The following is a 19,632-nucleotide window of genomic DNA, read 5'->3' as shown; positions in this document are numbered from 1 at the left end:
ACAATTACTTTTTTGTTTTCTTCAGGCTCTAATAAAGGGAGCCATTCATGAATGGTTGCGGTCCAAAAATATATTTTACTTAACTCAGTGTAAGATTTTCTAATTTGTGTATTCACAAAATAAATATAACAATAAAGTGTTTCGTGAGACACGAACCACGGAGCAGGGATTATTTATTTTTTTGGGCGGAATGCCTAAAGGAGAAGATCCCAAAAATGCGCCAGCCCATCATACACCGGACTTTTATATTGATGAAAGCGGATTTAAACTAGGCGTGGAAGCGATGGCAAACCTAACGGTAGACTATATGAACATGGCCACAAAATAATAACCGGGCGAAAACGGTGTACCTATCAATCGCTGTCGCCCTGTTTTATAAACTCAATTTTACCCGGAATGTTTGCTATCTTTTTGATGGCTTCATAAACGAAATCACATACTTTTTCTTCGCCCGGAATGTTCAACGTTTCCAGGTCGTCTTTTGGTGTATGATACTCCGGATGCCCCCCGGTATGCATGCCGAGAACCGGGATGTTTTTGCGGTAAAACGACACGTGGTCGGAGCCGCCAACACCTCCCGCAATTACATAAACTTTTAATGCGCTTTCTTTTTTCAAACTGTCCAGGAGCGGTATGCCCTGGGCGAATGTTCCGCAACCGCCAATGTATAATTCCTTTTGCTGATCAAGATGGCCAACCATATCAAGGTTAATCATCACCTTAATTTTTTCTATCGGAACGGGTGGATGTTCAATAAAATATTCAGACCCAAGAAGACCTTCTTCTTCAGTGCTAAAAGCAACAATGATAACGCTGCGTTTCAATAGTTGATGATCTTTGGCCAGTTGAGCAGCGACGGTCATAATGGCTGCGCTTCCGCTGGCATTATCGTCGGCTCCATTGTGTATAGCGACTGTATCGGGTTGTAAAGAACCGGTAAAAAAACCGCCCATTCCCAAATGGTCGTAGTGGGCTCCTAATACGATGTATTCATCTTTTAATTCAGGATCAGTTCCCTGGATAACGCCAACCACATTCGCTGTTTTTACTTTACGTGGTTGTATGTCCACAACTGCATTTACCGTTGGTATTAATTCGAAGGGTTGTTCCTCATTCAATGAATCCAGTTGTTGTATGGTTTTGTTTTGAGGCTGTAACAACAAATCTGCGACTGTTCTTTTAATCTGTATAACCGGAACATCAAGACTAACGGTTTTGCGTGGGCGAAGCCGTTGCAGGTCGTCGTAATTTGGACTGGATTCTGTTTTCTTGTCAGCAAGTCCTTTATTACTTACAAATAGTATTCCGGCAGCGCCATTTCTTAATGCAATCCTGGCTTTGGCATAGTCAGTTGCGGAAGCCCTGAGCGTCGGGTCCTTGCCAAATCCTCCAGGTACACCTCGTAAAATCATCACCCATTTGCCGGTTACATTAACACCTTTATAATCGTCAAAGCTGAGTGAATCAAAATTGAATTGTAAACCATATCCGCAAAAAATAACCTTATTAATAAGACTCGTTTTCCTCTTAGAAAAACTCAATGGGATATAATCCCTGATCAACGTACCGTTGAATCCTTCAAACTGAAAGGTGTTGTTTTTTTCTGTGTCTAATTTTACAGTGGGTTGAAAGTATTGGAAATAATGTTTTCCCAGCGGTTCCAGACCGGCCGTCTTAAAATTGGTGCGAATAAACTTTGCGCACACCCAACTTTCCGGTGTTCCTGGAAACCTGCCTTTCATTTGGTCGCTGGCTAAAAAGGCAATTCGATCGCGAATGGCCTGTTGAGTAATTAAGGATTGCGCCGATATGAAATGCGGGAAGAATACCAGGAAAATTATGCAACAGAAAAAAGTCTTTTTCAACATTATAACGATGGGTTTGTATTTCGATCAAAAATACAACTACTCTATATAATATTTCGTGATAGGTTCTAAACAAAATATTGTTTACCTTCTAAGACGTTTCATTGCCTCACAAATCAAAGGAATTCAACTACCCTTTAACGTTAGATTGATTTTTTTCCCCTGCTGCGTTTAGTGTGCTCATAACCGTTAATTGCGCTGTCTTTAGTTTGCAGCTAAAGACTTACAAATATTAAATCTATAACAAAAGTTCAATTTCAATGAGACCACATTGCCTGATATAATAGTAATTGCGGGCACTGTTATAAATATCTTGTATAAAATGTACTTAGTTACAAACTAAGTACAGCGCTCCCTAATTATTTAAACGTAGCACGAGATGGGTACGACAGAATGCTTCTTTAAATATACTCCGGCCAGCATGGGGGAGTTAATGCAACTTTGTGCTAATTGGGCAGAAGTTTGTCAGTATAATTTTTTTGTGTCAACATATTGAGAAAAACCTTTTGCCCGGAATTGATTTTGACCACCATCATTTTTTCTTTCTAATTCAAACGAAAGTGATTTTATCGTCTTGCCGTTAACACAACAAAACTTACTATAACCCCAAAATGTCGAAGGATTAAAGCCAACACAATTACTGTCTAAATTTTGTCCGTCTATTTGCTGAACGATCGGCTTGGAATAAGTTTTTTCAAAAGTCCATTTGTTTAAGTAACCAATTCCATTGCTATCAACTGTCAGTACATTGTCGTCAGCATTTGATAAAACCAAATTGATTGTTCCCGTATAACCATTTGGAACAATAATTTTTAAGGTCGGCGAGTACAAATAATAATGAAAACCGATAAAAGCAATTGTTGAAGTAATAGCAAAAAGAGTCAAAAAAGAAAATGATCTAAAAATTTGTTTGGAAATCGCAGCCACGATTAGCGAAATCATAATAACTCCAATCAAAATAATTCCTCCCAAAAAATAACCAGGCAAAATCATTCCTCCAGGAACTTTCGTAAGCTTATAAAGGAGTCCAATAAATAATAAGGTTGAAAGTAGTCCGAATATTATTTTAAGGTTACGGTCTTTCATAATTTCTGCCAACATTGTCTCTATGTAATTACACGTAGCTCGCGATTTTACAAATCATTAATTTTCGCATACCCTCCATTACGTTTTTTATATTGTCGGGTTGCGTAAAGCCAAATACCAATCTAAAGTAATTATTTTATCCAGCTCATCCAAAACGTTTCGATGAGTTACTTAATTTTAAAGCTTGCTGCGGGTACACGCCTTAAAAGCAATTATTCGTTTTATAAATTACATAACGGATAAACATATTCGAAATAAATAATATTGAAGCTCAAGCGAGACGCTCTCGTTAACGCAACCTTGCACTAAGCGGGGGCTATTGCAACCTTGCACTAAGTGGGGAAAAATAACGAAAGCAAATTAGCCCCACGCTATCTATGACTCTTAATACTTATACACACTTCTTCACTTCTTTTTTTACCTGTTCCGAAATCTATAACTTTATAATAAAACAGGTAGCTATTAACGTAAAATCCTTTTTCGTCAAAGACTATTGTAATATCATACGATTGAGGAAAAATATTGTTTTCCCAAAACTTGTAATAATTTCTATCGCTTTCAATTAATTTCCATCCATTGGCAAGCATGAGGTTTTTGATAACCTTTTCTTTATCCTCACCCGATCTGTCATCTTTGCAAAATGTTATTCTTAAAATTTTCTCTCCCCTGGATAATAGATAAACGCTAAACAGCACAACTAATAAGAAGAATATTGTGAGGATAAAATTCGTGCTGTTCTGATAAAAATCAGTTTCGCCGGGACCCAAAGGAATCGAAGTAAAATTAATTTCATAAGCGGCCGCGGTACTTCCTAAAAGTAAAAAAATTGGAACTCCCCAAACATACGCACGGGCCGTTGAATCTATAATTTTACCTTTTTGAATTATTGTTTCGAAGCGTTCCATAAAGTTGCGACCTACGATTTCATTCAGCTAATAATTGAAGGAAATCCAATTTATAAAAAACTTATTTCGATATTTAACTAACCTGCTTTTTTTAAGGTTGCATTGGTGCACCAGGTGTCTATCGGATTACCCACCTAAAGTAATTATTTTATCCAGCTCATCCAAAACGTTTCGATGAGTTATTTAATTTTTAAAGCTTGTTATGGTTACAAGCATTAAATGCAATTATTCGTTTTATATATTACATAACGGATAAACATACACGAAATATATAATAAAGAAGCACAAGCGGACGCTTGCGCTATTGCAACCTTGCGCTAATCAGGGGAAGATTAAATTGTTTGCTGAAGAATCCTTTCATCAAATCTCCAGATATCATCATGGACCCTCCAAAGAGCTTGGGAAATATTTTGTTTTGCAGCATTTAAGTAGTTGTCTTTGGTTGCATAATTTGCATTTATCTTTTCAGAAATAGCTTTCATTTCTTTTAATTCATGATCAATCAATTCGATGTGTTTTTCTTTGGCATGTTCTAACGGATGCCCTTTAGGGATTGTCGAATTAATAAAATCCTTCATTTCATTAAACATTGAAGGAGCAACATAAGAAAAAAAATCAATTCTTAAGTCGTAATAAGATATTTGGAATTGTTTATTAAGTTCAAATATTTTTTCTCTAACTGTCATAATATAAATGTTTGAAACCAAAATTAAGGGTTCTCTTGATGCACAAATCAATAGCAATCGTTAGCACACGAAAAGGTTCTTTTTGGATGGTTGCCTTTAGGTGCCTAGTAAATGTCTCTGACTTGATTCGTTGACTTACTTTATTTGTTTGTATCGTTTTGACCGCATTTCAAATGCTTGTTCTCCGCCTTCCATTACATCGCAAATTTCTTTTTTGATTGTAACTCGTTCAACCGTCCCGGTATGTAACACTTTTAATATTTTACTGTCTGTGTCCATAGAGATAATGTATTCGGCATCGCCGTTTACTGGAACATTTGCATTGTGTGTAACAACTATTAATTGTCTGTGTTCTTTTGCTTGCTTCAACCTATCAACGATTAATTCATAAACTAACCTGTTGTCCAAATCGTCTTCTGGTTGGTCAAGAATTAAAGGAAGTTTTCCATAGGAAAGAATGAAGGTTAGAATTGCTGTTGTCTTTTGTCCTGCCGATGCTGTTGAAAGAGATTTGAACGCCGAACTTGAAGTTGGCTTGTATTGAATTTCAATTTCATCTTCAGGAAGTAACAATTCAATCTCATCAATCTGTGCGTCGTTCAAAGTTTTTACAAGATTAACAAAGAAACCAGTTACATCATGGCTCACATCTTCACCTGCTCTAATTTTCAGAAACACTTCCCGGACTTCTTTTATCTTTTGTTCAACATTTCCATTAAAGCATAATGCTGTCAATGTATCAACGTCACTTTGAAAGGAAGTATTTTCTCTCTGCAAAATCCTTCTCAACCTTGCTTCAAAGTCAGTTTGATTTCTGAATGGTTTGATGTTGACTTTTACTTTATCGCCGGTTAAAATGCTACTGACAAACTCACGCCTTTTGGTTGTGATGTTTTTACTTGTATTCAAATATTCATTCTGCAACCTTTCTCTTTCAATCCTATCAGCTTCTCTGATTGCGGCTTTTGCATTGATTGCTTCTAATTCTTTTTCTAAATCTGATTTCTCTTGAGATAGCTTTTCAAAATTTGTAATTGAATCAATTCCCTCTTGTTCCAATTCAATTTTTTTAGCATTGAAGTCAGAAACATTTTTGTCATAATCGACTTTCCACTGCGAACCGTTTACTGAGCCTTCAAAATCAGTTTTTAGTTTATTCGCTTCGTCTTTGAGTTTGTTTAATTCTTCTTTCATTAAGGCAAAGCCATCTACTACAGCTTTTGATAGCGGGTGAAGGATTGTCTGATGTCCTGCATCAAAAGCCGAAAGATCAATATCTACTATCTCAATGCTTTTTGCTAATGTGTTCAGTGAATTTTCTCGTTGTTCAATTTCATTTTTGAATTGGTTTATTCTTTCTTCCTCATTTGAAAACTTCTCCTTTGCCGTTAGCAAATTAGCAATTCCACTTTGTTGAAGTTTTTTAATACTTGTGTCAAGGTCTTTAATTCTCGTTTCAATTTTCCCTTTACCTGAAAGTAATTGGTCTGCGGTTCTAATTGCTGCGGACTTTTCCAAAAACATATTTCTTACGAGTTCTCTTTCTGCTTTAATTCTGTCAACGCCTTCGATAGCTTTGTCAATTCGTTCTCTTAAAGCGTTTGGCTCTTGTGCTATCTCATAAATTTGTTTTTGAGAATAATGTTCAAATTCAAAAAAGTCAAGGTATCCTTCGCCTGATACATTTTCCCAATTTTCAGTATCGTTATTTAGTTTTTCAATTTTTATTTCTTGTTGCCCTGAACTATGAATATTTGAAGCAACGATTTTATGTAATACGTCGTTTCTTACAAACTCAATTTCAATAACAGACCCTTCCATTAGAACTCCCTTCTTAGGTCTTCCAGTTTCTCTTTTATAAAAATCATTGTGATCAAGAAGAATTTCCGAAAGCTCCTGTAAATCTTCTATCCTGTTAAATACGCCTCTGATAAACCGTAGTATGCTTGATTTGCCGCTTCCTCTTCCCCCAATTAAAGTATTTAACTGTGGACTAAATTCAATTTTCAAGGGATTGCCTGAATCAGTAACTGTTGTGTTTAAAACAGAAATTGACTTGATCCATAGTTCGGGTTTGTTGTATGGCTTATTTGGACTGTCAAATTCGTTTTTAACTCTATAATTAGGAAGCAAAAATGCTTGGCGCAAACCTTCAAGTGACGGTTGTTCATCCATCTTTATCCAAGTGTAATGACTGCCAATTCCTAGCAAACCATGTCTGGAATTCTTTGGTTCATGAGGATTGTCCGAAAAGGTCACGATTGCAAGATTATTTTCTATCGCATATTTTACGGGTGTAAACCATTCTTTTACCGTAGCATCATCAATTGCAGGATTAGGATTATTGTAATAATCGTTAAGGGAAGCCTTTAACTCCGTATTACCTGTTGTCTGTAATGATAGATTTAGAAATTCTTTATGAACTACCTGAACAGCATTTATATTGAATTCATTAAAAAACTTTTTTAGGTTGCCAATGCTAACCGGACCTAAACCATTATATTCATCAATATGTGCTGGGATTACTAAAGCTCCGTCTTTGGTTGCTAATTCTGCGATATCAAAAATGCTTTTAATTGTTGCAGCTTCTTGTTTTCCAAAGTCATCAGCTTTAATATCTGCTCTTACTAAAAAATCTCTTATGTCGGCAGATGTCTTAGTAACATCAAACAGAATAAGCAAGTGAACCTTTGAAGGATCGCAAGTAATTTCAACCCCAGGGAAAACTATTAATTCCTTACCATCTGCCGCCGCTTTTATTTCATCAATCCCAAATCCTGTATTGTGGTCTGTTACTGCAACGCAATTCAAGCCTTGTTCAATAGCTCTATCAACCCATTGTTGTGCCGTAACCTCTCTGTCCTGAAAACACAAGCTTGCTGTAGTATGCAAATGCAAATCGCATTTAAACCATCTTGTTCCTTTATATGAAATGTTTGAAGTCATTTATTTTCAATTAAGATTTCATCAATCACGTTATAAAATTTTTCCAACGATTCTTTGGCTTGCCAATTACTCAAGTTGGTGATGGTTCGGCTTGGATGTCAAATAGAGAGTTATTGATGTTTAGAACTAACCTTACCTTTTTATTAAAGTTATTCGACATAAAGCTGAAACCGCTCACCTGGTAATCCATGTAAAACTGCGCAAACGATGTATTGCTTTGCAGGTCTTTGGTTTTAATAATAAAATCATTTTCCGTAAGCTTCCTGGTGGCGCTCCATTCTATAAAATCGTCGCTCATTTTTGGCTTACTGAATAAAAAACCGCTGCATAATAACAAGAGAAGTGTAAAATAGAAGTGGCGCATAGAGGTAATACAGTTAGTCTGTTTGCCCAAGGTAATAAATTATTCAATTAGTATAACGGTTACCGGTAATTTTCTTTTATACATTATAAAAATCATCAGCTCTGCAAACATTTCGGCTACAGTTTACCGTATGCAAAACAACAACTGACAGGTAACTGCCAGTTATCAATAAAACAAAAAATGGGTGGAAATCAATTAGAGATTATAAAGCTAAACATTGCATTTCATATTTACAAGAGAGAGGAAAAATATTTTTATATAGAAGAGGGTAGTGATAACATACGAAAACTAACGGTTAAAGTTAACCGTTAGCTTAATCGCTATAATTTTCCAGGTAAAAAATAACACTGACTGTTTTCTTATAACAATCGGTGCCAGACCTTACAATTTATTTTGTTGATTTATCCTTTACAATAACTGGAGGAGTAAATTTTACTTTCTCAGTCTTGTTTACAGTCTTATTCTTTTTAATAACAGGCGGGGTAAATTGTACTTTTTCGTCTTTTTTAATTACCGGCGGAGTGAATTTTACTGTAGTGGTTGATTTCGTTGTCTGTTTATCCTTTTTAATTACAGGTGGGGTGTATTTTACTTCTTTGCTTTTGTGTATTGTTTGAGCATTACACAAATTTGCCAGGACTAATGCAATAATTCCAAATAATAATTTTTTCATAATAATAATTTTTTGTGAGATGCTGAATTTTCATGTTTCCATAATAAAATTCTAAAAGAGTTTTATCAAATCTCAATCTTCACCACTTTGGCGTTATGGGAGCATCAATGATCTTTCGCGTGTATGCTGTGCAGCGAGTGCATCTGTGATTACTTCGCCTTAAGTTCCCTTATAGCTTTCAATAGTCTCGGAATGTCTTGTCGTGCATTGGCAATGAAGTCATAATCCGCGATAGTTGCACCATATAACCCGATGTCTTCACCTCTTTGATTTTCCGGACCAGTCATTATAAAACTTGAACCACTTTCATGATCTCTGTCTTCAATGTAGGCTTTCCACGGCCCTTGTGTAGCTTGATTAAGCCTATGCTCAATTTCGTTTAATTCATCTTCTGTCATTAGATATATATTGAAAGCATTTTTGTCAACTTAGTTCTTTCGATATTTGTTGCTTAATAGCCATGAAGCAATATACAATAAAATGTTACGATAGCTCTATGCTCGCCGAGTCCCCTGCGGGAGACTCGGCTGGGACCAAGAAAGGTTATAGTAGTAATAATTTTAAATAAAATTATAGAAGACAAATCTAAAGTTTGTGCGTTCGTGGCTCTGCATAAAGCCATTTTCCAACCATTTTTAAAATAGTAGCTAAGGTATATCTCGCCTTCTTCTTTTAAATATATTAATGATTTTATTTGAAAAGGTTTCTTTACGAGGTGCTTCATCATTCTCTGCTAAAGCTTTTAATTTTTCAACTGTCTCTGCACTATCACAATTTTTATTCAACCTTTCATAAACATCATTCGAATAATCACTTGACCCAAGTCCTTTCTTTACAATTTTTATGTCCTGAATAAGCGATTCAACTAAGTACCAATCACTGTCGTCCATTATTGCTCGTTCATTTTTTTTGGAAGTCTTTGCCCAACCGTCAATGTCTCCATTATAGTTTTTATAAATCTTAATTTTCTCTCCGTTTATCATAAGTATGTGTCATTAAGTATTTTGTAAGCAACTCTATAAATAACATAGGTCGATAATTGAAGAATTTTAAAAGTTTATCTCTCCAAAATAAACGAAAATTTTAAGACTTTCGCCAATACAACCCAGGTAATCTTCTGAATATATTACTTGTTACGGCTTGGTCTACTCGAAAATTCTTTTGCCCCGCTACTACCATATTGTGCAAGTTTATAACTTACACACTTATTTAGACAGTCCCAAAGCATACAACAATTCGCGGTGCAACATCACAATAGGTTTTTGTAACGTTACAACAGGGCTATGTAATATTACAATGAGCCATTGTGATGTTACAACAGAGCATTGTAATGTTACAACAGAGCATTGTAACGTTACAACAGGGCAATGTAATGTTACAACGAGCCATTGTAATGTTACAACAGGGCATTGTAATGTTACAACAGGGCAATGTAATATTACAATGAGCCATTGTAATGTTATATACATGCATCGTATAACATGCAAAACACTTTTGCAACATTACAATGGGGCAAAACCGACCGAAAAAATAGAATTTACCACCGGGTACCCCGGTTATTTGGCAAAAGCGGCCGATTTTTTTGTGGATAAATAGCTGCCTAAGGCCGGCGAAAAATATAAAATCATCTCTTTTTAAACAAAAATTGCAGTTTTTTCCGGCATTTTTTATCTGCGTGTAGGCCTGCCCGTTAAGCTGAAAAGTAAGGGAATGTAAAAAATATTTTCGAATACGGCAACCCGTAAAATTACCCTTGTGCCGCCCGGCCTCTTGTTGCAATTTAGCAGTCTGTTCCATTGAACAGCGCCCGGGAAACCGGGTTTACCATCAAAATCTAAATAAAGTGAAAAACGCTTTAAGAATTATGATCGCAATGATCATCATGCCGTTTGACCGGCTCACAGACTCTAAATTGTTAACCAAGGCAATGGATATTTTAGCCTCCATGACAGGCAATGAATTTTTTCCTACGCCAACTCCTGCGCTAACCGCGGTGAGCGACGCCATTACGGCATTCCAGGACGCCCTTACCGGCGCGGCCACCCGTGACCGTACCAAGGTGATCCTGAAAAACAGGGCCCGGGTAGACCTTATTGCCGTGCTTAAGTCCTTAGGTAATTATGTAACGTTTACTGCTAATGGCGATTCCGCCATGATAGGCAGTACCGCGTTCGATACCCGCAAGGTGCCACAGCCCGTTATTGTTACCAAGCCCACTGTAAAGGTAGAGTTGGGAGTTAACAGTGGTGAATTAACTAACATGGCAGCCGCTGCCGGGGGAGGCAGGAGCTTTGTACACCAGTACACGCCCGACCCGTTAACGGATGAAAGTGTATGGGAAAGCTTTACCTCCACTTCCAGGAAGTTTACCTTCACCGGGCTGGAAAAGGCAAAAATCTTTTGGTGCCGCGTGGGCATAGTAGGGGCCAAGGGCCAGTTGATTTTCAGCGACCCCGTTAGTAAGGTGGTACAATAAAATGGAAAAATTATAGTTATAAGAATAGTTTTTCTCATAGTTTGTTTAGCTCTACAAGCCACCATTAAAAATGGGGGCTTTTTTTATGCGGTGATGTCAGCCAATATCGTGTCGGGGTTACCGTTAGTAAAGAGCAGCATGGTCCAATACAGCAGGGTAGGCAAGTAAGTGTTTTGAAGGAGGGCATAAATGGCGAGGAGCCCGGAACCTTTTACCCGCAGCTTTTCTTTTATTTTTTCTTTGTGGCCTTCTATCGTGCGGATGCTTAAGTTTTGTATAGCGGCAATTTCCTTTGCCGTAAGGTCGGCGCCAAAGTAAGTAAGCATCTCTTTTTCGCGGGGAGTAAGCGCATCCAGCAAGGCACGGTTTACTGCGCTTGTACCATAACCGTTATACAGCTCATTTTTATAAGTGCCCTTATGCACGGCCAGTATAGTTGCCACAATTTTTTCTTCGGTGGCGCTCTTATACAACCAGGCAAACTCCCCGGAGGTGTTCATGGCCACGATGGTTTCCGCATCGTTATCGTCTGCCAATACAATTACGGGTACGTGGGGAAACTGGTCCGTTATATAGCGGTAGGGCTTCATGTTATCAACACAGGGCATGGCGGCGCTCATTATTATTACATCGGGCTGGTGGCGGTTGCATAGCAGCGTAAGCTCACTGATGCAGCCGGTTATCGCCATTATCTCTATTTCTTTTGTAGGTTCCAGTGTTTTTGCAAGTCCGTTCCTGGTGAGGGTTTGTGCATCTGCAATAATTACCGATATTGAAGTGGAGGACATAAAGAAGTTAGTTTCGGAGAGATAATAACGGAGCAGGGGTTTTACTTATTGTGTGATGAACAGTCTGTTTAAATGAAAGGAGACCCTGGTATCTTAAACCTTGTTATATTAGGTTAGCCTTTAACTACTTTTTTGCCTTGATGCAAAAAAGTAACAAAAAAGATCAAGGCTCCATAAAAAAAGCTAAAAATTTAAATGATTGGCTAAAATGAAATTAGCCCGGGCTATAGTACATATCCCAGCTATAGTGCGACTTACCAACCATGTGCATTTCTGAGCTTAGTAACAATAATTTCATTTCTTAACGCCTATCATTCAAATTTTCTTAACGCTTTTTTTATGAGGCCGGGGTGGCGTCGTTAGCTGGTTTTATTTATTATTATTTTACTAACACTATAATGAAATGAGAATGCTATCTTTAGTTAAGAACAAACAAAAAAAATTTTATGATGAAAATATTTAGAATTGGATTACCTGTTGTTGTTGCCTGTGCAGGCGCATTTTCGCTGCAGGCGCAAACCGCCGACGAGATTATTAATAAACACGTGGATGCCATTGGCGGCAGGGAGGTGTTGGCAAAGGTAAATTCAATATACATGGAAGGAAACGCCAACGCCATGGGCACTGACTTCCCCACCAACACAACGATATTGGCGGGCAAAGGTTTTAAAACTGTAACCAGCGTGAACGGGTCGGACATTATACAATGTTTTACGGATACCAGCGGCTGGTCGCTAAACCCTATGACGGGGCAAACGTCGGCTACTGCTTTACCCCGAGACATGGTTGAAAAAGGGAAGTCTGCTTTGGAAATAGGCGGTGAGCTGGTTAATTTTAAAGAGAAGGGCTTTACTGATTCGCTGCTGGGCCGTGAAGATTACAACGGGGTAAGCGCTTATAAGGTGAAGCTAACCGAACCCGGCGTTGAAATAGTTTACCTGTTTGACCCTAACACTTATTATACCCTCAAAACAGACACCAAAGCAAGCATGGGCGGCCAGGATATAACGAGCACCACTAAATACTCCGATTATAAAAAGACGGATATTGGTTATGTAGTTCCTACCACATTAGGGGTAAATAATGCGGGCTATGATATAACGATTACTTACACCAAGGTGGAAGTGAATAAGGATGTGGATCCGGGGATATTTGTGATGCCGAAGTAGGGGGAACCTTAGCTGTAGTCTTAACTGTCCCGGCGGGGGTTTTCATGGCAAAGCAAAGAGGAAGCATGAAACCCCGACGTTAAATACACATTAAAATTTAATAAGCCCAACCTTGCAACTTTATGAACTTTATGTTTAAGCTTTTGACTAACACAAGAAGATAAAAACTTTGAAGAGTGGCTGCAAAAGAATAAAAGATTTTTTCGTTGTCGGGGTTTCCCGGTCATTGCTTAATAGTTTAAAGTGTATGCTGTGAAAACCCCGACGGGACACTGCACGTCTTTGGGGAACTGCCCCGGCGGGGTTTTCATGGCAAAGCAAAGCGGGAAGCATGAAACCCCGACGTGGGAGGAATTTCCACCCTCGTATACTCCCACTTGCCACCTGGAGTAATTTTATAAGTCCATATAATGCATCGGCCTAAAATGTTTTACCAACCGGTTTTCGTAAAATGAGGTGCTGCTATGCTCATATTCGATAAAATTTTTTGCAAGCATCCACTTGCCGGTCACCGGATTGTAATGAACGTAATTAATTTTTTGAATCAAAAACTTTTGTGAGAAAATGGGCTTTGCATCAAATGAGTCTTTAAATATTTTATGAATCTGTCCCTTTTTTCTTTCTCTTAAAGTTACCAGGCTTTCTAAGTGGGAAAGTAATTCTTCGTTTTCTGCAGCTTCCAGCCGGTTTATTATTTGATAAGCCATAAATCTTTTTCCATTCGCAATAATTGTATTCAGATCAAAACCTTGTTCAGGAAAGTGGATTATCACATGCAGATGATTAGGCATTATCACAAAAGCAATAACATCGGCGTTGTTTTCTTTCTTTAAAACAGAAAACCAACTATAGACTAAATCGTAACCATTAGTAATATCGAATAAAGAAATCCATTCGATACAGGTAAATGTGATAAAGTAAGTGGAGTAAATGTCGCTTTGTTTTAGCTTTATTGCCATCCTGTGAAGATAAATATTTTAAAATGTGGGTACAAAAGGTTGAAACTTCCCAAGCGTCGGGTTTCACGGATAGTGCTTAATAATTTAATGTGTATACAGTGAAAACCCCGACGTGGAATACACATTAAAATTTAATAAGCCCAACCTTTCAACTTTATGAACTTTATGTTTAATCTTTTGACTGACACAAGAACATAAAGACTTTGAAGAATGGCTGCAAAAGAATGAAGGATTCTTTCTTCGTCGGGGTTTCACGGTTATTGCTTAATAGTTCAAAGTGTATGCTGTGAAAACCCCGCCGGGACACAATGATATAACGATCACTTATACCAAGGCGGAAGTGAATAAGGATGTGGATCCGGGGATTTTTGTGATGCCGAAGTAGGGGGGTGATCTTAGCTGAAGTCTTTTTCTCAGTTAAACGACTGCCTGAATTCCAACGGAGAAAAATTGGTTTTTGTTTTGAATAATTTGCTGAACGACTGCGGATGTTCAAACCCTAATTCGTAGGCAATTTCACTTACCGTTAAACTGGTAGTAGATAGTTGTTCTTTTGCCTTTTCTATCAGTTTATCGTGTATGTGTTGTTGGGTGCTTTGTCCTGTTAATGATTTAAGCAGCCCGGTTAAATAATTGGGCGATACGTTCAATGATTCAGCAATGTGCTGAACAGTTGGCAAACCTTTCTTTATCAAATCATCGCTATCGAAATATTCGTTGAGCAAATCTTCCAGGCGATCAAGAATGGTATGGTTGGTTATTTTTCTTGTTATAAACTGGCGGTTATAGAACCTGTCTGAATAATTGAGCAATAATTCCAGTTGAGCAATAATGATATCCTGGCTGAATTTATCAATGTTGGAGTGATATTCCTTCTGAATGTTTTGAATAATATTTATAATCGTTTCCTCTTCCTTATCTGAAAGAAACAACGCTTCATTTACCGAATAATCAAAATATTCGTATTGTTTTATTGTTTTGGCCAAATGCGAATTCCAAAGAAAATCAGGGTGTACAAGTAATATCCAGCCTGAACGTTTTGTAGTTGAACTATGATCAACCTCAATACTGAAAACCTGGCCGGGAGCAATAAAGAACATTACACCTTCATCAAAATCATATTGTTGCTGGCCATATTTTATTTTGGTACTCAGGCATCTCTTAATTGAGATGGAATAGAAATCCAATACCAAACCCGACGGTTCACTTTCATCCAAATGCTGAATAGTTTCAAGGTTTACAACACTCACCAATGGATTCTCTGGCTTAGGCAAGCCCCTGAACTCATGAAATTCTGTTATCGATTTAAATCTTTTAGGTTGCATGTGTGCCATGTTTACAATGTAATTGTTATTGGTTAAAAAAAGATATAATTGTTGAGGTGCATTTCAAATTTTCGCGATAATACGAAACGTTCCTAACGGAACGAACCCGTAGCATGTTTATTCTCTACCCTCAAAATGTCCTGACAGGACATAAAAAACACTACCTGCCTTGTTTTCTTGTTCCACCAGGAACAAATGGTGGGTAGCATCAAGAGCATATTGCTTTTTGCGTTCCATAGGAACGCATGGTGAGATAAACTACAATTTGGAATGCACCCTGATTGTTGGTGCAAAGTTCCTTTGTTTTTAGTCTACCACGGTATTTCAGCTTCCTCCTTAAAAAATTTCCCCGTTGCTCCATCATTATTCAAAGTTGCATATTTTACAATTGATTTCGCCCCTTGCTCTGCCGTTTGTATTCCTTTAAATTGGTTTAAGTCGGTTGCAGTATAGCCCGGCGTAACACTGTTTATTTTAAAATTGGTATTTCTAAATTCATTCGCCAACATAACGGTAAAAGCATTCAACGCTGTTTTGGAGCAACTGTAGGCATCATACATTCCATAATTGGGATTTCGTGTATTGTTATGAATTGTTAAGGAGCCTAATTCACTTGAAACGTTTACTATGACCGGCGCGTTTGATTTTTTTAAAAGGCTAATAAATTGTTGTGTTGTTTGTACTGCACCAAAAAAATTAGTTTCAAATACTTTTCGCAAATTTTCAATTTCGCCGGCAGATATATTTTGAGGCAGCTCACCGCCAATACCTGCATTATTTATTAAAACATCCAAAGCATCTGTTTTGGTTTCCAATTCTTGTTTTGCCTGTTTGATAGAATTGATATTCGTAACATCAATTTCTATCAATGCTACATTTGAAATTCCTAAATCTTTCAGCTTATTGATGGCTTCCAACCCTTTCATCTTGTCTCTGCTGCCCAGGTAAACAAAATAACCCAATTGCGCCAGTTGTTTGGCGGTTTCAAAACCAATTCCTTTGTTAGCTCCTGTTATCAATACTGTTTTCATTTTTGTATTATTTTTTATATGAATAATTGCCCGTTATTTAAGAAACGCCATGTCTTCTTCGCTCAATTGTATCTCAGTGGCTTTTAAATTCTCTTCAAAATGTCGTAACGATGAAGTTCCCGGTATGGGCAGTATCCAGGGCGAGTGATGCAGCAACCAGGCTAAATTTACCTGGGCCTCAGAGGCATTGTGCTTCTTTGCGATAGTTGCAATCCTTTCATCTTTTCTCGGCATCGATTGGAATAAAGAGAAATAAGGAATGAGCGGTATTTCATGTTCCTCACACATAGCCAGAACTTCCTCTCCACCCATATTTTCTCCTCCATGTACCAGTTGTATGGAAGTGCGTTGTGCATGGCCATACATATTCTCTACCGTGGCAATATTTCCCATAGCCATGGCTGTTAGTAAATCACCGGGGCTAACATTACTCACGCCTACATGCAATATCTTTCCTTCTTTCTGCATGTCGAACATGGCCTGCATCGATTCTTTAAAAGGCACATCGCTTCCGGCTATCACCCTGAAATGAACAAGTGTTACCTGCTCTAATTTGAGGGTACGTAAATTATTATCGATACTGCTGCGTAAATTTTCAGGACGGTTAAATGGTATCCAGCTTTTATCAGGCCTTCTTGCTCCGCCCACTTTAGTGCAGATCACCAGGTCAGCAGGATAAGGATATAATGCTTCAGCTATCAGGCGGTTGGTTACATCTTCTCCATAGTAGTCGGCGGTATCTATAAAATTGATACCGTTTTTAATACACTGCTTTAGTATTTGCAGCGCTTCGGGGCGGTTTGCCGGCTCTCCCCAAATGCCAGCACCGGTAAGCCGCATCGTGCCATATCCAAAGCGTTTTACTTTTAATGGATTTTTACTTTGTCCGGCAATTATAATTTCCTGTGTATTCATATAAAATTTAATTGATTTTAACTTAGTTAATATTGTTAAGAAATCATTGATCTATAAACATCGAAACCTGTGCCTTAGTTGAGCATTGACGGTTACAGGTGCTAAGATTTATTGTAAGTTGCCGCAAATTCTTTTGCAAAATCTGCCAGCTTAACTTTTCCTAATATTGGTTTGTTGCGGTAATAATCTTCCATTAGTAAACCGCTATGTTGCGCTGAATACATTTCCACCAAGCCTGCAGCAATTGTTGGATTCATTCCTGCTGCTTTTAAATCATGTAGCCGTTGTTCGTCGGAAACAAGTATCCATTTCAAACCAGGCTTACCAATAGCTGCTCCTAAAATACCTGCTGTCTCATTGCCGGTCAATTCATCGCTGGCAACATAAACTACTTTTCTGTGAACTGGTGACGTTTCGATTTCTTTTACAATGGCAGCCGCAATATCAACCGGTGAGACCCATACTAAATTATCATCTGCACCATAGTTTGCTGTAATAAAACCCTGGTTCTTTATCGAGGGTATAAAAACATTCAAATTATAATAAAAACCAACGGGCCGTACGAACGTGATGTCAACATCCCGCAGATTACGAAGGATATCTTCTGCCGCACGATGAGAAAGAATAAGCCCTGAACCTTTCTCCAAATGAGCACCAATACTACTAAGATGAACCACACGCTTTACACCTGCGTGTTTAAGAGCTTGTGCATAGTTATTGCCAATTTTGCTGCAATAGGCCATCGGGTCAAAATCAGGATTGAAGTAGTTGCCTCCCGCAATCATCGTGTACACTATATCTGCGCCGGCAAAAGTGGCTGATAGAAAATCTACATCTTCCATTGAGCCGATAGCGGCCTTTGCACCCAATGCTTCAATATCTTTTTGTTTTTCGGGATTGCTGCTGATAACTTTAACTGCATGCCCTTTTTGTACTAATGTTGCAGCAAGTGGTTTGCCGATGTGCCCCAAAGATCCTGTTAATGTAATTTTCATTTTCCTATTTTTTTGTTACTGTAAAATTCTGCATCAATAAATGAACAGATGTAGGCTAATCTACTGTTGTTGTAGCCAAATGGGGGGTGTTGCAGTTTTGTTCCAAGGGATTAATATTACCACTGATACTTCGATTATAAAAAGACGGATATTGGTTATGTAGTCCCCACTACTTTAGGGGTAAATAATGGCGCTGTTGACGTAACGATTAGTTACGACAAGGTGGAGGTGAATAAGGAGGAGGATGAGGGGATATTTGTGATGCCGAAGTAGGGATACATAGAAAAGCAACCAATACTTTTTTGTAAACTATCATTGGCAATGCAGGCGTGGTCAGCCGCTATTGCAGAATCAACATGTATAAAAGGGTATGCGTACGCGTTATAAACGGAATCCGGCAGAGTAAGAGCGCTATAGTCCCCGTTCCAGGAATCGTTATTACCGGGAACATATATCAATGGAACTCCTGCAGGTATATTGGCGCTGTCCTTAAACCAGGTAAGTACCTGCTCAATATTCTTCCGTACATTGTTTGAATCTCCTTTTGTTGAATCATCATGTTTGGGAAGGTCGCCCAATACAATTATAAATCCGGGTTTCTTATCAGCAATCAAAGTATCAATTTCCTTTTTCGCTGCCATCCACAAACTATCTCCTGTATCGCCATGAGCGGCATTTTGAGAAGCGCTGCTGTTTAAATGAATATCGGATATTACGAGGAAAGAGGCGAGGGGATGTGTGGTATCGTAGTATAATATTGATGCATTATTGTTTTCAATTTTTTTCGTGTAGGCGTTGGCGGTATGCTTGCTGGTGGTAAACGCGGTTAGAAGGAGGGTGGAGAGGATTAAAAGTTGTAATGAGTTTTTGGATGCATAATACACCGGTAAAAGTTCGATTTTGTAATTTAATAGATTCGAAGTTACAAGTTTGGGAATTTTTGGTTAGGGTGATGGTAAAGAAAGGGCTTTTGGGAGTGTATTGTGAACAACCCGGATTAATATCCACTAACAGATTGACATTCCAACCAAAGATTATTAATCCTGAATATTGTAATAAAATAATTAATTGATTAATTTTATTTGAAAAAATGCGAATTCAAATACTATTGCCCGAAGAAAATTCAAAGGAGGGAATTATTAATCTTAAAAACTTTATTGACAGGGCTTCGATAGAGGGCATTGATTCAGCGGAAATTAATCGAAGTGAGCATACAGACGGACAAATGGGTGCCGGGGATATATTGAATTCAATTACAACAATAATACAGGCCGCGGAAAAACCTCTTGTTGAATTAGTGAAATGCCTGCAAAAATTTGTAGATAATTACAGAACCAAAATTACAATACCAACAGAAAAGGGAGATATTATAATAAGTCATGGGAGAAGCATGAAGGCTGAGCAATTGCAGGAACTTGTTGTTGCCATTCAAAAAAGTAATGAATAAGA

General features: G+C 37.9%; 21 protein-coding genes. 4 read left to right on the top strand and 17 right to left on the bottom strand.

All coding sequences use genetic code 11. The features are described from left to right. Nucleotides 1-136: 136 nt before the first annotated feature. Complete coding sequence (locus tag FW778_RS22325) at nt 137-328, top strand: hypothetical protein (RefSeq protein WP_235906543.1); 192 nt, start codon at nt 137-139, stop codon at nt 326-328. Nucleotides 329-353: 25 nt separating this feature from the next. On the opposite strand, the gene FW778_RS22320 is transcribed toward FW778_RS22325, so the two are convergent. The 10 genes from FW778_RS22320 to FW778_RS22275 form a co-directional block, all read right to left on the bottom strand. Then, nucleotides 354-1,742, bottom strand: coding sequence for a M28 family peptidase (locus tag FW778_RS22320; RefSeq protein ID WP_202552437.1), 1,389 nt, complete (start codon nt 1,740-1,742; stop codon nt 354-356). 588 nt (nt 1,743-2,330) lie between these two features. Beyond that, entirely contained in the window at nt 2,331-2,966 is a 636-nt protein-coding gene (locus FW778_RS22315) for a hypothetical protein (RefSeq protein WP_150417117.1), read from the bottom strand. 356 nt (nt 2,967-3,322) lie between these two features. Beyond that, on the bottom strand, nt 3,323-3,856 hold the full coding sequence (locus tag FW778_RS22310; protein WP_150417116.1) for a hypothetical protein: 534 nt from the start codon (nt 3,854-3,856) through the stop codon (nt 3,323-3,325). A 332-nt stretch (nt 3,857-4,188) separates the two neighbouring features. Further along, on the bottom strand, nt 4,189-4,542 hold the full coding sequence (locus FW778_RS22305) for a hypothetical protein (protein WP_150417115.1): 354 nt from the start codon (nt 4,540-4,542) through the stop codon (nt 4,189-4,191). Nucleotides 4,543-4,677: 135 nt separating this feature from the next. Further along, entirely contained in the window at nt 4,678-7,488 is a 2,811-nt protein-coding gene (locus FW778_RS22300; RefSeq protein WP_150417114.1) for a TrlF family AAA-like ATPase, read from the bottom strand. A gap of 70 nt (nt 7,489-7,558) precedes the next feature. After that, nucleotides 7,559-7,786: a hypothetical protein gene (locus tag FW778_RS22295; RefSeq protein WP_150417113.1), complete on the bottom strand. Its 228-nt coding sequence runs from the start codon at nt 7,784-7,786 to the stop codon at nt 7,559-7,561. A 454-nt stretch (nt 7,787-8,240) separates the two neighbouring features. Next, the gene (locus FW778_RS22290) at nt 8,241-8,525 is read right to left on the bottom strand and encodes a hypothetical protein (protein ID WP_150417112.1); all 285 of its coding nucleotides are present in this window, start codon (nt 8,523-8,525) and stop codon (nt 8,241-8,243) included. A gap of 149 nt (nt 8,526-8,674) precedes the next feature. Continuing rightward, nucleotides 8,675-8,923, bottom strand: a complete 249-nt coding sequence (locus FW778_RS22285) for a hypothetical protein (protein WP_150417111.1) — start codon at nt 8,921-8,923, stop codon at nt 8,675-8,677. 249 nt (nt 8,924-9,172) lie between these two features. Then, on the bottom strand, nt 9,173-9,508 hold the full coding sequence (locus FW778_RS22280) for a hypothetical protein (protein ID WP_150417110.1): 336 nt from the start codon (nt 9,506-9,508) through the stop codon (nt 9,173-9,175). A 222-nt stretch (nt 9,509-9,730) separates the two neighbouring features. Further along, nucleotides 9,731-9,994, bottom strand: a complete 264-nt coding sequence (locus FW778_RS22275; protein WP_150417109.1) for a hypothetical protein — start codon at nt 9,992-9,994, stop codon at nt 9,731-9,733. Nucleotides 9,995-10,368: 374 nt separating this feature from the next. On the opposite strand from FW778_RS22275, the gene FW778_RS22270 reads away from it, so the two are divergent. Next, nucleotides 10,369-11,001 (top strand): hypothetical protein, encoded by a 633-nt coding sequence (locus tag FW778_RS22270; protein WP_150417108.1) that lies wholly within the window; start codon nt 10,369-10,371, stop codon nt 10,999-11,001. An 83-nt stretch (nt 11,002-11,084) separates the two neighbouring features. Here the strand turns inward: FW778_RS22270 and FW778_RS22265 are convergent, their stop codons facing one another. Continuing rightward, complete coding sequence (locus FW778_RS22265) at nt 11,085-11,789, bottom strand: response regulator transcription factor (RefSeq protein WP_150417107.1); 705 nt, start codon at nt 11,787-11,789, stop codon at nt 11,085-11,087. Between the two features lie 446 nt (nt 11,790-12,235). Between FW778_RS22265 and FW778_RS22260 the strand changes: the two genes are divergently transcribed. Next, a complete protein-coding gene (locus FW778_RS22260; RefSeq protein WP_150417106.1) occupies nt 12,236-12,958 on the top strand; it encodes a LolA-like protein in 723 nt (240 codons plus the stop codon). 395 nt (nt 12,959-13,353) lie between these two features. Here the strand turns inward: FW778_RS22260 and FW778_RS22255 are convergent, their stop codons facing one another. The 6 genes from FW778_RS22255 to FW778_RS22230 form a co-directional block, all read right to left on the bottom strand. Continuing rightward, entirely contained in the window at nt 13,354-13,917 is a 564-nt protein-coding gene (locus tag FW778_RS22255) for a transposase (protein WP_150417105.1), read from the bottom strand. 413 nt (nt 13,918-14,330) lie between these two features. Next, nucleotides 14,331-15,251: a helix-turn-helix domain-containing protein gene (locus FW778_RS22250; protein WP_150417104.1), complete on the bottom strand. Its 921-nt coding sequence runs from the start codon at nt 15,249-15,251 to the stop codon at nt 14,331-14,333. A gap of 302 nt (nt 15,252-15,553) precedes the next feature. Then, entirely contained in the window at nt 15,554-16,273 is a 720-nt protein-coding gene (locus FW778_RS22245; RefSeq protein ID WP_150417103.1) for an SDR family oxidoreductase, read from the bottom strand. 33 nt (nt 16,274-16,306) lie between these two features. Then, nucleotides 16,307-17,188, bottom strand: coding sequence for an aldo/keto reductase (locus FW778_RS22240; protein ID WP_150417102.1), 882 nt, complete (start codon nt 17,186-17,188; stop codon nt 16,307-16,309). 101 nt (nt 17,189-17,289) lie between these two features. Next, on the bottom strand, nt 17,290-18,183 hold the full coding sequence (locus FW778_RS22235; protein ID WP_150417101.1) for an SDR family oxidoreductase: 894 nt from the start codon (nt 18,181-18,183) through the stop codon (nt 17,290-17,292). A gap of 212 nt (nt 18,184-18,395) precedes the next feature. Then, nucleotides 18,396-19,067 (bottom strand): metallophosphoesterase, encoded by a 672-nt coding sequence (locus FW778_RS22230; RefSeq protein ID WP_202552436.1) that lies wholly within the window; start codon nt 19,065-19,067, stop codon nt 18,396-18,398. 206 nt (nt 19,068-19,273) lie between these two features. On the opposite strand from FW778_RS22230, the gene FW778_RS22225 reads away from it, so the two are divergent. Then, entirely contained in the window at nt 19,274-19,630 is a 357-nt protein-coding gene (locus tag FW778_RS22225; RefSeq protein WP_150417099.1) for a hypothetical protein, read from the top strand. Nucleotides 19,631-19,632: the final 2 nt, after the last annotated feature.

Source organism: Ginsengibacter hankyongi (assembly GCF_008710285.1).
Classification (GTDB): Bacteria; Bacteroidota; Bacteroidia; order Chitinophagales; family Chitinophagaceae; genus Ginsengibacter; species Ginsengibacter hankyongi.
Note: the sequence above shows the minus strand (reverse complement) of the source record. Positions and strands in the feature narration are given on the sequence as shown.